We start from the raw sequence: 12,858 nt of genomic DNA, 5'->3' as shown, positions 1-12,858 counted from the left end.
AATTTGAACAAGCTTGATCAGCTGATCGCCGCGCTTGAGCAGGCACTCAGTAACAAAGACTGGGATGAGCTGGTGCGCCTTAATGAACAGGTGCAGTCGACAATTGAATCTGTGATGGAGGCACTGGAAGCCGGGCAGGAGGATCCGGAGCAGGTGCGAACACGTCTGGAAACCTTGCGTCGGTTTGTGGATACAGCCGGTGCCGGTGCCAGCCAGGCAAAGGCCGAAGCAGAAGCTGAACTGAAAGGTGTGAGTCGTAACCGCAACGCCGCTCAGGCCTATGCGCACGTATCTTCGACCCGTTCAAAATAGCGTCATAAAATTGACTCTGCAAAGCAGACAGTCTTAAATACCGCACAAATTCCCAAAGAGACGCTTGTGAATGTCTGAAAGTAACAAGGTGCTGGTGCTGAGCGAGGATGAGTCGCGGCGCCGGGACATGTCGGTTATTCTTGAGTTCATCGGCGAAGAGCAGGTTGTAGCAGGCAGCGAAGCCCTGGCTCTTCTGGAGTCTGGTGACACGGAAGGTCTGGCGCAGGTTTCCGTTGTGATTATAAACGGTGAGGATGCGGGGCTACGGAGTACCGTGGAAAAAGTGTGCCGGGCGGTTGAAGGGGTTCCGCTTCTTCTGGTTGGTGATCCCGAACTTACAGATCTGGCCGATCATGATGCCGCCCGTATTATCGGTCGCGTTGAATGGCCTCTGGGTTATACCAAGTTTGTCGACAGTCTCTACCGGGCCCAGGTTTATACAGATCAGTATCGCCGCTCCACCGGCCACGGGCAGCAGCGGCCATTGCACCTGTTCCGGAGTCTGGTGGGTAATAGCCGTAAGGTCCAGCACTTGCGCCAATTGATGGCACAGGTGGCAGACAAAGACGTCAGTGTACTGATTACCGGTCCATCCGGTACCGGGAAAGAGGTGGTTGCCCGTAACCTTCACTATCATTCGTCGCGTCGCGATAAACCGTTTGTGCCGGTTAATTGCGGTGCTATTCCGGCGGAGCTTCTGGAAAGCGAACTTTTTGGCCATGAGAAGGGTGCGTTTACCGGTGCTATAACAGCCCGGAAAGGGCGTTTTGAAATGGCTGAGGGTGGCACATTATTTCTTGATGAAATCGGCGACATGCCGCTCAACATGCAGGTAAAAATACTGCGGGTTTTGCAGGAGCGCACTTTTGAGCGTGTTGGCAGTAGCCGGACACAGTCTGCAAACGTGAGAGTGATTGCGGCGACTCACAAGCAGCTTGAGGACATGATCGAGTCGGGCGAATTCCGTGAAGACCTGTATTACCGCCTGAATGTTTTCCCCATAGAAGTACCTTCCTTACGGGACCGGGTTGATGACATTCCGTTGCTGATCAACGAGCTTATTTCGCGGATGGAGAAAGAGAAACGTGGCTCTCTGCGAATGAACTCCGCGGCTATCATGAGCCTATGTCAGCATGACTGGCCGGGCAACGTCCGGGAACTGGCGAATCTGGTTGAAAGGCTCGCGATCATGCACCCCTATTCCGTTATCGGAGTACAGGAACTGCCTAAAAAGTTCCGCTATGTGGATGACTATGATGAGAACTCGCCCGCTGAAGACACGGCTGTGCCGGCGGACATTCCCGGACTCGTCGGGCTGGACAGGCCGGCTTTATTGCCGGTCGATGGACTGGACCTGAGAGACTACTTGTCTGATCTGGAAAAGCAGTTGATTCAGCAGGCGTTGAGTGAGGCGGGGGGTGTTGTCGCCCGGGCAGCGGAGAAACTGAGAATCCGGCGTACAACGCTTGTTGAAAAAGTCCGCAAGTATGGGTTGCGGGAACAGGAAGCGACGTAAAACCGTCGCCTGCCTTTTAAGAGTTTTACTTACCTGTTGATTTTAAAGAGCAAATTGATTCTGGCATGAACTTGGCATAACGATCTTAAACGAATTATCCGAAGGGATTGGTCCGCAGTGCGGAGAGATCGGGAGTCAGGTTATGAATCAGGCACAGTTTGTTATCGGGTCGGCAGAGAGCAGAGCCGGAACTAATGCGGCCGCGGATGTTAATGATAAGGTCAGGGCGCTTTTTCCCGAGCAGGATAACGAAGCCGTTGGCTCTGCGCTTGAGATGTTCAATCAGATGTCGCGGCAGATAACTGATTCCTACCGTACCCTGGAATCAAGGGTTAATCAGTTGTCCGGTGAATTGAGCCAGGAGTCTTTGCAACGTCAGCAGGAGCTGGAAGAAAAGGAGCAGCTGGCAGACCGGTTGTCGACCTTGCTGAAGGCGTTGCCTGCCGGAGTGGTGGTCCTGGATAGTCAGGGTGTGGTAACCCAGAGCAATCCGGCCGCGATTGCGTTGCTGGATGAGCCTCTGGATGGCGAACGCTGGATTGATGTTATTCAGCGTTGCTTTTCGCCGCGCCAGGACGATGGTCATGAAGTCTCCCTGAAAGATGGTCGCAGAGTGAGCATCGAAATCCGCACCATGGATAATCAGCCAGGCCAGCTGATCCTTCTTACCGACCTGACTGAAACCCGTCATCTGCAATCCCAATTGGCCCATGCCCAGCGACTGTCTGCTATGGGCAAAATGGTGGCTTCTCTGGCGCACCAGATACGCACGCCTCTGTCTGCCGCTATTCTTTATGGTGGCCACTTAATCCAGGATGATCTCGACGACGAAATGCGCCAGCGCTGCGCCTCACGGCTGATGTCGCGTCTGACACATCTGGAGCAGCAGGTTCGGGATATGTTGATCTTTGCCCGTGGCGAGACACGTCTGGCAGAAGAATTGTCAGCTGCTACGCTGGTTTCAGCTCTGGCGTCTGCCGTCGACAGCCTGAAACCCCGGGATGGGCAGCATGTCGCGCTACAGGGGGATTTACCCGAAGAGTGCCGGTTGATGTGCAACCGGGATGCTCTTGTCGGTGCGTGTACCAATCTCGTGAATAACAGTTTTGAGGCGGGCGCCACTGAGGTTGTGGTCAAGGTAGCCGCGGAGAAGAGTGAGCTTTTGGTGCGTGTTTTCGATAATGGCCCGGGGTTTGCCAACGAAGACGCAGGCCAGCTTGCTGAGGCCTTTTACACAACCAAGTCCCACGGCACCGGATTAGGCCTGGCCGTTGTGCAGGCCGTTGTAAAAGCACATCAGGGCCAGTTTTTCATTGAGTCGCCGGCGCAAGGGGGTGCGATAGCAACTGTGCGCCTGCCATTACTGCGAAACAAAGATTGATCGGAGGCAACCATGGCCAGGGCCAGGATTTTGATTGTTGAAGATGACCAGGATCTGCGGGAAGCGTTGGTAACGACGCTGGAGCTGGCAAAGTTTCGTGTGCGCGAGGCAGCGAATGCCCGCGAAGCCTTGCAGCGGCTGGCAGAAGCGCCGGCAGATATGGTCGTCAGTGACGTAAATATGCCCGGGTTATCCGGCCATGAGTTACTGGGAGAGGTGCAGCGCCTGTATCCGGGACTGCCAGTTATGCTGATTACGGCCTATGGGCAAATCAGTCACGCGGTTTCTGCTATGCAGTCTGGTGCGGTGGATTATCTGGTCAAGCCATTTGAGCCCAAGGTACTGGTCGATGCCGTCACCAAAGTGGTCGGGGGTGGTCAGCAGAAATCCGGCGACGAACCAGTGGCGGAAGACCCGGTCAGTAAACGCATATTCCAGCTTGCAGCCAAGGTTGCAGGCAGCGACTCAACGGTGATGATTTCTGGCGAGAGTGGTACCGGCAAAGAGGTTCTGGCCCGTTACATCCATCAGAAATCACCACGGGCAGAGCAACCGTTTGTTGCCATTAACTGTGCTGCAATTCCCGAGAATATGCTTGAAGCTATTCTGTTTGGTCATGAAAAAGGGGCTTTTACGGGGGCGATTGCATCGGTTCCGGGCAAATTTGAACAGGCAAATGGTGGCACCATCCTTCTGGATGAAGTTTCTGAAATGGACCCCGGCTTGCAATCCAAGTTGCTGCGGGTCTTGCAGGAGCGTGAAGTTGAGCGGGTAGGCGGGCGTAAAACCATTGCGCTGGATGTCCGGGTGATTGCGACGACTAACCGCGACCTGATGGACTTTGTCAGGGAAGGCCGCTTTCGTGAAGATCTTTACTATCGGCTGAGTGTGTTCCCTATGCACTGGCAGCCACTTCGGGAGCGCCCGCTGGATATAGTGCCACTGGCCAAATCATTGTTAAAAAACCACTGCCGCAAGATGAAGCTGACAGGCATCAGCTTTGCTGAGGATGCTCGTCATGCATTGATGCAGCATCCCTGGCCGGGCAACGTGCGGGAGCTGGACAATGCTATACAGCGCTCGCTGGTTCTGCACCAGGGAAATGTAATTCACGGGGAGGACCTGTGCCTTGAGATCGGCCCCGGAATGCACTTCGGTGGCCAGAGTGCAGAGACACATGCTCAGGTGCAGACTTCCAGGGCGCCCGCCCCTGAAGCAGGCGAAGCCGAAACAGCCGCTCCGGCCGCAACGGAAACGGCCTCCCTTGAAGATGACCTGCGTCAGCAAGAGTTTCGTATTATTATCCAGACCCTCAGAAGTGAAGGTGGGCGACGCAACAGGGCGGCTGAGCAGTTGGGCATCAGCCCGCGCACACTGAGGTACAAGTTGGCACAGATGCGTGAAGCAGGAATTGATCTTGAGGCGGAGTTGGCAGCCGCTTGACTCAGGCTGTATTCCCTCCTTAATCAGGCACCCGTTCGGGTGCCTTTTTCTTATCTGTCAAAAAAACGTCGTCGGTTTTGTCCTGATCTTAATGTGTGTTTTAACCTGTTGTTAATTAAGAGTAATAAAATGTTGGCCTGAGCATTGCTTGGTCACTGTTCAGTTAATTGTGACCAGTAAACCTTTCCTTGTGGAAATGGGGCCAGGAGAAAGCAATGGTACAGCGTGCCGACATCAACAGTGTTTTGTCCGATATTCGTTCACTGCGCTCGCAGATGATGCAAAACCAGCAGGTTGAGCAGGACCAGTCGGTGCGTGGCCGTGTAGACGGGCCGCGCCAGGTTGAAGAGACCCGGGAAACAGCCAGCTTTGGTGACATGCTGGGTAAGGCGGTAGACACTGTGAACGAGACACAGCAACAGGCCAATGAGTTACGAACAGCGTACGATATGGGCGATCCGAATGTGGATATTACCCGGGTCATGATGGCTGCTCAGAAATCTACCGTGTCTTTCGAGGCCCTGACCCAGGTGCGAAATCGTGTGGTCAGAGCCTATGAAGACATCATGAATATGCCAATCTGATAACGGAGTACAGGCATGGCAACCGTCCCCGCTGAATCCAGCTCAAACACCCCCGCCGCTCAGGATGATGGGAAAAACGTGAGTAACAATGAACTGTTCCTCGGGTTTAATCGCCTGAATCTGTTTCGGCAGATTGGTCTGATGGTCGGACTGGCCGCCAGCGTTGCGCTGGGGGTTGCCGTGGTTCTGTGGGCTCAGGAACCAAACTACCAGCCGGTTGTTGGCGACCTGTCGGCCTATAACCCTCAGGATGTGACGACCATTCTTGAGAGTAATGGCATTGATTATAAAATGGATACGCGCACCGGGGCGCTGCTGGTGCCTTCCGAACAAGTGTACAACGCCCGGCTGAAGCTGGCCGCGGAAGGTGTTACGGACCAGAAAACCATGGGTTATGAGCTGCTGGATGAAGACCGCGGGCTGGGAACCTCCCAGTTTATGGAAACCGTTAGTTACCGGCGTGGGCTTGAGGGCGAACTGGCCCGCACAGTGAGCAGCATGCGTGGTGTGCGCAGTGCCAGGGTGCACCTGGCGATTCCGGAGCGTTCTGTTTTTGTGCGGGATGCCCGTGAGCCCTCCGCTTCGGTATTTCTTGAGGCGTTTGCCGGACGCCGTCCCGAGCCAGAGCAGATTGCCGCCATTGTTAACCTGGTTGCTGGCAGTATCCCCATGATGAATAAAGAGCAGGTTACCGTGGTGGATCAGAACGGCAATCTGCTCACCGGCAAGGAAGGGCGTGGCGATGGTGAGCGAATGCAGGATCAGTACGAGTATACATCGAAGCTGGAAGAGCGCCTCACTCGCCGGGTGGCTTCTTTGATTGCACCGATTGTCGGTGAGGGCCGGTACCGGGCCGAAGTGTCTGCCGACCTTGATTTTTCATCCGTTGAGCAGGCAGAGGAGCTGTTTAACCCTGAGCAGCAAGCGGTACGCAGTGAGCGTAATCTGAAAGAGCAACGGGTTGCCGGTTTTAACGGTGGTGTGCCAGGTGCATTGTCTAATCAGCCCCCGGCAGATGCATCGGTCCCTGAACAGATAAATCCGCAGACCGGGGAAGATGAAGCGACTAGTGTGGCGGCAGAGCCGGTAAATGTCCGCGAAGAGTCGACCCGTAACTATGAGATGGATCGCACCGTAAGCTATACCCGGCAAGAGCTGGGTCGTGTGCGACGGGTGACGGTGGCGCTGGCTGTGGATGACATGAAAGTGGTTGATCCGGCGACTGGTGAAGTCAGCTATGAGCCCTGGCCTGAGCAGGAGTTGCAGAGGCTGAACATGTTGGTGCGGGATGCTGTGGGTTATTCTGCGACCCGGGGCGACAGTGTGACTGTCATGAATACCGCCTTTGCTCCGGTAGAAGCAGTTGAGTATGACGCGCCGGGGTTCTGGGAGCAGCCGTGGTTCTGGGACCTGATGAAACAGGTGCTGGCCGGACTGGTTATTCTGGTGCTGGTACTGGGGTTGCTGCGGCCGACCCTGAAAAGCTTGTCTGGCGGTAGCCGTCGTGATCGCACTGATGAATCTGGCGACGGTGGCTATGGCGACTTTGATGGTGATGGTAGCAGTGGTGCTCTGAGCCATGCCATGTCTTCTCAGGATGACCTGCTTTTGCCCGGGGCGACAGACAGCTATGATAGGCAGCTAAATGCCCTGAAAGGGCTGATTGCCGAAGATCCTGCAAGGGTTTCTCAAGTTATGCGTCAATGGGTGAATGTTGATGACTGATCAATCCCGGCCGCAGGGCAATGACGCCCCCCAGGTGCCGCAGCGGAAAATTCCGCGAGTGGAGCAGGCTGCCATTCTGCTGATGACTCTGGGCGAAGCGGACGCTGCGGAAGTGCTCAGGCACATGGGACCGAAAGAAGTTCAGCGCGTCGGTGTTGCCATGGCCCAGATGAAGGACATCAGTAAGGATGACGTAACCTACGTACTCAACCAGTTTGTGGATGCCGTAGGCGGGCAGACCGGGCTGGGTGTGGGTAATGACGATTATATCCGGGCCATGCTCACTCAGGCCCTGGGTGATGACAAGGCGGCCAGCCTGATTGACCGCATTCTCATTGGCGGCAACACCACCGGCCTGGATACACTCAAATGGATGGAACCGAGGGCAGTAGCGGATATTATCCGTTATGAACACCCACAGATTCAGGCTATTGTGATTTCCTATCTCGACCCGGACCAGGCCGCAGAAATCCTTGCAACTCTGGGTGAAAAAGTACGTCTGGACGTTATGATGCGGGTAGCATCACTTGAGACCATTCAACCTCAGGCCCTGCAGGAGCTCAATGACATTCTGGAAAAACAGTTTTCCGGCGGATCTGCCGCCCAGACCAGTCGCATTGGCGGGGTGAAGCGTGCCGCGGATATCATGAACTTTATGGACCGCAGCATTGAAGGGGGGCTGCTGGACTCTATCAAGGATGTGGATCCGGATATGGCAACCAACATTGAAGACCTTATGTTTGTGTTTGATAACCTGAAAGATATTGAGGATCGGGGCATTCAGGCGCTGCTGCGTGAGGTCTCGTCGGAAGTTCTGGTTGTGGCTCTGAAAGGGGCAGATGACAGTGTTCAGGAAAAGATCTTTTCCAATATGTCCAAGCGCGCTGCGGAGCTGCTTCAGGATGACCTGGAAGCCAAGGGCCCGGTGCGGGTCAGTGAAGTTGAAGCTGCCCAGAAAGACATAATTACCATTGCCCGTCGCATGGCTGAAGCCGGAGAAATTACGCTGGGCGGTGCCGGTGAAGAAATGATGTGATGAACGACTCCTCCGACAATTACTCAAAATCAGCCCGGCGCATTCCCAAAGAAGAGCTGACGGCGTATGAGCGCTGGGAGCTGCCTTTGCTGGATGAGCAGGGCAACGAGGTTGTGCGCGAGGAAGAGCGCACTGTAAAGCCTCTGACGGCAGCAGATATTGCAGAGATTCGCCAGGCTGCCCATGAGGATGGCTTCAATGAGGGCCGGGACAAAGGGCTGGAACAAGGGCATACCGAAGGTTACGAGCAGGGTCATAAGGAGGGTCTGGAGGCAGGCTTCAGCGAGGGAAAGGCGAACGGGCAGAGTGAGGGTTACGAGGCAACCCGGACCGAGGTGGCAGAGCGCCTGGAGCGGCTGGAGCAGTTGATGGGGGAGCTCGTGTTACCCATTGGCCGGCATCAGGATGAGATTGAAACGTCGCTGCTGAACCTTACCCAGGCACTGGCGCGGGCCGTTGTGTACCGGGAGCTGGCAATGGATTCGTCGCAGATACAGCAACTGGTGCATCGGGCCGTCGAGGCTCTGCCTTCAACGGCCGACAATGTCCGTATCTATGTGCATCCGGATGACTACAACGATGTGAAAGAGGTTGCCGGGCAACTTGAAACCTCTGCCTCTGTCAATGAAGATGCCGGAGTGTCAGCCGGGGGCTGTCGCGTTGAAACACTCAATAGTCTTGTAGATTTTACCGTTGAAAAGCGGTTTGAGCGTGCAGTAGAGGGTTTGCTCGAACAGGAAACCGACAACTCTGATGAAGGTGTCGATGATGAACATTCCTCTGGCTGAGCGTTTGGACAGGTACCTGGCCGGGCTGGCTGAAGCTCCGGAACCGGAAGTGTCGGGGCGGTTGACCCGGATGGTCGGGCTCACGCTGGAGTGTGTGGGATGCTCGATGATGGTGGGGGACCGCTGTGTTATTGAAGGCCAGGGGACCACAGCCGTTGAGGCAGAAGTGGTCGGGTTTGAGGACGACAGGGTTTACCTGATGCCGCTTACGGCAATTGAAGGCCTCAGGCCTGGTGCCCGGGTAACGCCTATGTCTGCTGCAAGCCGCGTCCCCGTCGGTCCGCTCATGCTCGGTCGTGTCCTGGATGGCAGCGGTGAACCTCTGGATAATAAAGGGCCTTTGCAGGCGGAAGCCCGCGTGCCATTGAGTGGTGACATCATTAACCCGCTTAACCGTGCTCCGGTTCGGCAATCCATGGATGTAGGCATACGGGCAATCAATGCACTCCTGACGGTGGGGCAGGGGCAGCGTCTGGGTTTGTTTGCCGGCAGTGGTGTGGGTAAGAGTGTGCTGCTTGGTATGATGACCCGGTTTACCGATGCCGACATTACCGTAGTTGGCCTGATCGGCGAGCGGGGGCGTGAAGTTAAAGAATTTATTGAGGATATTCTGGGGGAAGAAGGGCTTGCCCGGTCTGTGGTGGTCGCCTCCCCCGCAGATGACTCACCCCTGATGCGTTTACGGGCGGCCATGCTGACCACGAGAATCGCCGAATATTACCGGGATCAGGGTAAGCGGGTACTTTTGCTGATGGATTCACTGACCCGGTACGCTCAGGCACAGCGTGAAATTGCGTTGGCCGTGGGGGAGCCACCCGCAACCAAAGGCTATCCTCCGTCTGTGTTTGCCAGGCTGCCACAACTGGTAGAGCGTACAGGTAACGGTCTGCCCGGCGGAGGCTCCATAACGGCATTCTATACGGTGCTGACTGAGGGTGATGACCAGCAGGATCCGGTGGCGGATGCAGCCAGAGCCATACTCGATGGCCATATTGTTCTTTCGCGCCAGTTGGCTGAAGAAGGGCATTACCCGGCCATCGACGTAGAAGCCTCAATCAGCCGGGTGATGCCCCAGGTAACCGAGACTGCCCACTTTGCTCGAGCCCAGCGTTTCAAGCAGGTGTATTCACGTTATCAGCAGGCCCGGGATCTGATCAGTGTCGGAGCCTATGTGAAGGGCTCTGATCCGGAAACCGATTTTGCCATGGCGCATATCAGTAATATGCGTCAATTCCTGCAGCAGGGCCTGAACGAACAAGCGTCGCTGGCAGACAGTGTCGAAGGCTTGCTGTCGGTTGTCCCCGAAAGACGATCGCCTGAGCGGCTCAAATCTGCGGTTCCTGAGCCAGGTACTGGCAGAGGTGCAGGTTGATGTTACGGTCACAACGTTTAGGGGTAGTGCTGGCGCTTGAAGAGCGAAAAGAGCAGGAAGCCCTGGAGCGAATGGGGCAGGCACGCGAGCAGATGGAGCAGCATACAACACAGGTTGCCAGCCTGAATCGCTACCAGCAGGAATACCGGGACCAGATTCGTGAAAGCCAGCACGGTGTGGTGGCGGTGAGTCGTTTGCAGGCCTGGCAGGCGTTCATTGCCCAGCTTGATCAGGTTATCCTGCAGCAGCAAAAACAGTTGTCCCAGGCAGAGGCGGCTTATGAAGCTCGCAGGGATGAGTGGCAAAGGGCCTGGGAACGCCGCCGGGGTATGGAAAAATACATTGAGACGTGCCGGCAGCAGGAACGCCGGGCTCAGGATCTGCAAGAGCAGAAACTCTCTGATGAAGCTGCAGGTCGTGCTTTTGTTCGTCGGCGTCGCTAATGCGTGACCGGCATAACTCCGGTTGTACAGAAACAAGAGGTTTTGTCATGGTTGATCAACCGCACCTTGATGAAGAGGCTCTGGCAGAGCTTCAGGATGTGATGGAAAATGAGTTCGGCACACTGGTTGAAACGTACCTTAGCGATTCAAAAGAGCGCATAGAAAGTTTGCAGAAAGCCGCAGCAGATGGCGATGCAGATTCATTTACCAGAACTGCCCACAGCTTCAAGGGCAGCTGCATTAATATTGGTGCCCCACGCCTGGGTGAGCTGTGCCGCACAGCCGAGCAAGCCGGTCGGGACAATCGGCTTCAGGATGTACCGCCATTGCTGGCCGCCATTGAAACAGAATTCAGGCAGGTGACTGACGCATTTCACAGGCTTTTGGCACGGGGTACCGGACCGGCTTGAACCTTGGTGTAGGTATTGCTGGCATTGCTTTTGCTTCAGTATGGCAAACTGCGTTTGAAACAGCCTCTGAGCGGCTGAAACAAGCGCCTACGAATTAAAAGCGGCAAGAGGTTGCCATGAAACAGATGGTTCTTCCCCAGACTCCTGCGCCAGGGATGCAGAATGACGCCGGTGCGCCTAAAAGCGAACCGGCTGCCAGTGATACTACCGGTGAAAACCGGTATGAGTCTGTCTCCCGTGCGGAGCAGAAACGCCTCGATCGTAAGCAGTCCGAACCTGCTGAAAACCGGCCGCAGGCGGCAGATAAAAAGCAGACGGAGGCTAAAAAACCGCAAGCCGGAGTCGCAAGTAAAGAGGTTTCGGAAGAGGCCGTAGAAATGGAGGCCACCGCAAGCCCGCTGACATTTGCAGAGCTGCAGGCATTATTGCCGGCCAGCGGCAGGCCCGGAGTAATGGGTGACACTGCGGGACTTTTTCAGGCCGGGCTTTCAGGCGGTAAGCCCGGGCAGCCGGTTTCAGGCGAGGGCGCTGGACTGATCGCCGGCCTGCAGTTGCCCGAAGGCCTTTTTTCAGCAGCTGGGGAGAAGGCCGGTGCTTTGGATACCGCCAGTCTGCTCACCGGTAATACGCGTTTTGAGTCGGCTGTGGAGCTGGTGACACAGCAAAGCAATACATTGGCGGGCAGGCTGGGGACAGAGGCACAGGTGCCTTTGCGAAGTTATGCCACCTCGGTTGATGTGCCAGTGAATCATGCCGAATGGGGCGACAAACTGATGGGTAAACTCAGCTGGCTCACGGCCAAAAACCTGTCGGAAGCCGAGATTCACCTGACCCCGCCAGACATGGGGCCGATGGAAGTACGTGTCCGGGTTCAGAATGACCAGGCCGCCATTACCGTGCATGCAGCGAACCCGGTTGTGCGGGAGCAGTTAGAACTGCACTCACATCGGTTACGAGACATGCTCGACGAGCAGGGTTTCTCTCTGGCGGGGTTTGATGTGTCTGATAACCCGGGCGGCGAATCACGGGAGCAGGAGGCTCATGAAGGACAGGAGGCGCCCCGGGGACGGGGAGGTGTTGTATCGGCTGTTGAGGACGGAGGAGAAGAGGCGCAGTCAGGCAGTCTGGACTTGAGCTGGAAGGGGGTGGTAGATATTTTTGCCTGAAATGGGTCTTCTGGCAAAATGTTGACCATTTAACCGTTTTGCCCATCCTTTCACGCAACGCTAAACTGCGGCCTTTAAAGCACGCCGGTCTCTGATAGCCTGCCCAAAGTAATGGAGCTTAGATAAAACCATGGCACAGAACAGTTCAGCTGCGGCGGAGGAGCCCGCCAGGAAAGGAAAACTGAAACTGGTAATCCTGATTGTGAGTGTTGTGGCGCTTGCCATTGCCTTGTCGGTCGGAGGAACCCTCTGGTTTCTGGACACCGAAAGTGCTGGGGGGCAGGATGCGGTGGCTGATGAAGGCAGTGCTGGAGAAGCGTCTTTTACACCCAGTGTTTATCTGCCGATGGAAAAAGCATTGGTAACGACGGTGCAGGCCGAAGGGCGACAGCGTTATGCTCAGGCGTACCTGGCTCTGGAAGCCAAAGATCCGAAAGCTCTGGAGGCGGCCAGACTGCATTCACCCCTGATTCGCAGCCAGCTGATTATGGCGCTGGGCAATAGCAGCTTTACAGAGCTGCGGACACCTGAAGGCAGGCGCGGTCTGGCTGATACCATGTTGACGACAGTGAACCGGATACTAACGCAGGAAGGTGAACCTGCAGTTGACCATGTATTGTTCAGAAACTTTGTAGTGCAATAGAGCCCCCACGCGGATAGCCCATTTCAGCGGCAGGATAAC

At 55.7% G+C, this 12,858-nt stretch carries 13 protein-coding genes; all 13 read left to right on the top strand.

What is annotated here, in order from left to right:
* Positions 1-3 precede the first annotated feature (3 nt).
* The 13 genes from fliT to FFI95_RS09975 all read left to right on the top strand — a co-directional run bounded on the left by fliT (position 4) and on the right by FFI95_RS09975 (position 12,819).
* Positions 4-312, top strand: coding sequence for a flagellar protein FliT (gene fliT, locus FFI95_RS10035; protein ID WP_144822266.1), 309 nt, complete (start codon positions 4-6; stop codon positions 310-312).
* A gap of 70 nt (positions 313-382) precedes the next feature.
* Positions 383-1,828 carry a sigma-54 dependent transcriptional regulator gene (locus FFI95_RS10030; protein WP_144822265.1) on the top strand — a complete coding sequence of 482 codons (1,446 nt, stop codon included), beginning with the start codon at positions 383-385 and terminating at the stop codon, positions 1,826-1,828.
* Between the two features lie 142 nt (positions 1,829-1,970).
* Positions 1,971-3,209, top strand: a complete 1,239-nt coding sequence (locus tag FFI95_RS10025; RefSeq protein ID WP_144822264.1) for a sensor histidine kinase — start codon at positions 1,971-1,973, stop codon at positions 3,207-3,209.
* A 12-nt stretch (positions 3,210-3,221) separates the two neighbouring features.
* Positions 3,222-4,652 (top strand): sigma-54-dependent transcriptional regulator, encoded by a 1,431-nt coding sequence (locus FFI95_RS10020; protein WP_144822263.1) that lies wholly within the window; start codon positions 3,222-3,224, stop codon positions 4,650-4,652.
* Positions 4,653-4,867: 215 nt separating this feature from the next.
* Positions 4,868-5,236, top strand: coding sequence for a flagellar hook-basal body complex protein FliE (gene fliE / locus FFI95_RS10015; RefSeq protein ID WP_144822262.1), 369 nt, complete (start codon positions 4,868-4,870; stop codon positions 5,234-5,236).
* A gap of 15 nt (positions 5,237-5,251) precedes the next feature.
* Entirely contained in the window at positions 5,252-6,961 is a 1,710-nt protein-coding gene (gene fliF / locus FFI95_RS10010; protein WP_144822261.1) for a flagellar basal-body MS-ring/collar protein FliF, read from the top strand.
* Positions 6,954-7,997, top strand: a complete 1,044-nt coding sequence (fliG, locus tag FFI95_RS10005) for a flagellar motor switch protein FliG (RefSeq protein ID WP_144822260.1) — start codon at positions 6,954-6,956, stop codon at positions 7,995-7,997. The genes fliF and fliG overlap by 8 nt, the downstream gene beginning before the upstream one ends.
* Positions 7,997-8,785, top strand: a complete 789-nt coding sequence (locus FFI95_RS10000; RefSeq protein ID WP_144822259.1) for a flagellar assembly protein FliH — start codon at positions 7,997-7,999, stop codon at positions 8,783-8,785. The genes fliG and FFI95_RS10000 overlap by 1 nt, the downstream gene beginning before the upstream one ends.
* Entirely contained in the window at positions 8,766-10,157 is a 1,392-nt protein-coding gene (gene fliI / locus FFI95_RS09995) for a flagellar protein export ATPase FliI (RefSeq protein WP_144822456.1), read from the top strand. The genes FFI95_RS10000 and fliI overlap by 20 nt, the downstream gene beginning before the upstream one ends.
* A complete protein-coding gene (fliJ, locus tag FFI95_RS09990) occupies positions 10,157-10,600 on the top strand; it encodes a flagellar export protein FliJ (protein WP_144822258.1) in 444 nt (147 codons plus the stop codon). Before fliI ends, fliJ begins: the two co-directional genes overlap by 1 nt.
* Before the next feature lie 47 nt (positions 10,601-10,647).
* Positions 10,648-11,010, top strand: a complete 363-nt coding sequence (locus tag FFI95_RS09985) for an Hpt domain-containing protein (RefSeq protein ID WP_144822257.1) — start codon at positions 10,648-10,650, stop codon at positions 11,008-11,010.
* A gap of 116 nt (positions 11,011-11,126) precedes the next feature.
* Positions 11,127-12,176 carry a flagellar hook-length control protein FliK gene (locus FFI95_RS09980; RefSeq protein WP_144822256.1) on the top strand — a complete coding sequence of 350 codons (1,050 nt, stop codon included), beginning with the start codon at positions 11,127-11,129 and terminating at the stop codon, positions 12,174-12,176.
* 130 nt (positions 12,177-12,306) lie between these two features.
* Positions 12,307-12,819 carry a flagellar basal body-associated FliL family protein gene (locus tag FFI95_RS09975; RefSeq protein ID WP_144822255.1) on the top strand — a complete coding sequence of 171 codons (513 nt, stop codon included), beginning with the start codon at positions 12,307-12,309 and terminating at the stop codon, positions 12,817-12,819.
* Positions 12,820-12,858: the final 39 nt, after the last annotated feature.

The organism is Marinobacter piscis, assembly GCF_007671655.1.
GTDB classification, from domain to species: domain Bacteria; phylum Pseudomonadota; class Gammaproteobacteria; order Pseudomonadales; family Oleiphilaceae; genus Marinobacter; species Marinobacter piscensis.
Note: the sequence above shows the minus strand (reverse complement) of the source record. Positions and strands in the feature narration are given on the sequence as shown.

Coding starts and splice junctions, on each gene's coding strand:
- fliF (WP_144822261.1), top strand. CDS start 5,252: ATGGCAACCGTCCCCGCTGAATCCAGCTCAAACACCCCCGCCGCTCAG.
- fliJ (WP_144822258.1), top strand. CDS start 10,157: ATGTTACGGTCACAACGTTTAGGGGTAGTGCTGGCGCTTGAAGAGCGA.
- FFI95_RS10000 (WP_144822259.1), top strand. CDS start 7,997: ATGAACGACTCCTCCGACAATTACTCAAAATCAGCCCGGCGCATTCCC.
- fliG (WP_144822260.1), top strand. CDS start 6,954: ATGACTGATCAATCCCGGCCGCAGGGCAATGACGCCCCCCAGGTGCCG.
- fliE (WP_144822262.1), top strand. CDS start 4,868: ATGGTACAGCGTGCCGACATCAACAGTGTTTTGTCCGATATTCGTTCA.
- FFI95_RS10025 (WP_144822264.1), top strand. CDS start 1,971: ATGAATCAGGCACAGTTTGTTATCGGGTCGGCAGAGAGCAGAGCCGGA.
- FFI95_RS10020 (WP_144822263.1), top strand. CDS start 3,222: ATGGCCAGGGCCAGGATTTTGATTGTTGAAGATGACCAGGATCTGCGG.
- FFI95_RS09980 (WP_144822256.1), top strand. CDS start 11,127: ATGAAACAGATGGTTCTTCCCCAGACTCCTGCGCCAGGGATGCAGAAT.
- FFI95_RS10030 (WP_144822265.1), top strand. CDS start 383: ATGTCTGAAAGTAACAAGGTGCTGGTGCTGAGCGAGGATGAGTCGCGG.
- FFI95_RS09985 (WP_144822257.1), top strand. CDS start 10,648: ATGGTTGATCAACCGCACCTTGATGAAGAGGCTCTGGCAGAGCTTCAG.
- fliI (WP_144822456.1), top strand. CDS start 8,766: ATGAACATTCCTCTGGCTGAGCGTTTGGACAGGTACCTGGCCGGGCTG.
- FFI95_RS09975 (WP_144822255.1), top strand. CDS start 12,307: ATGGCACAGAACAGTTCAGCTGCGGCGGAGGAGCCCGCCAGGAAAGGA.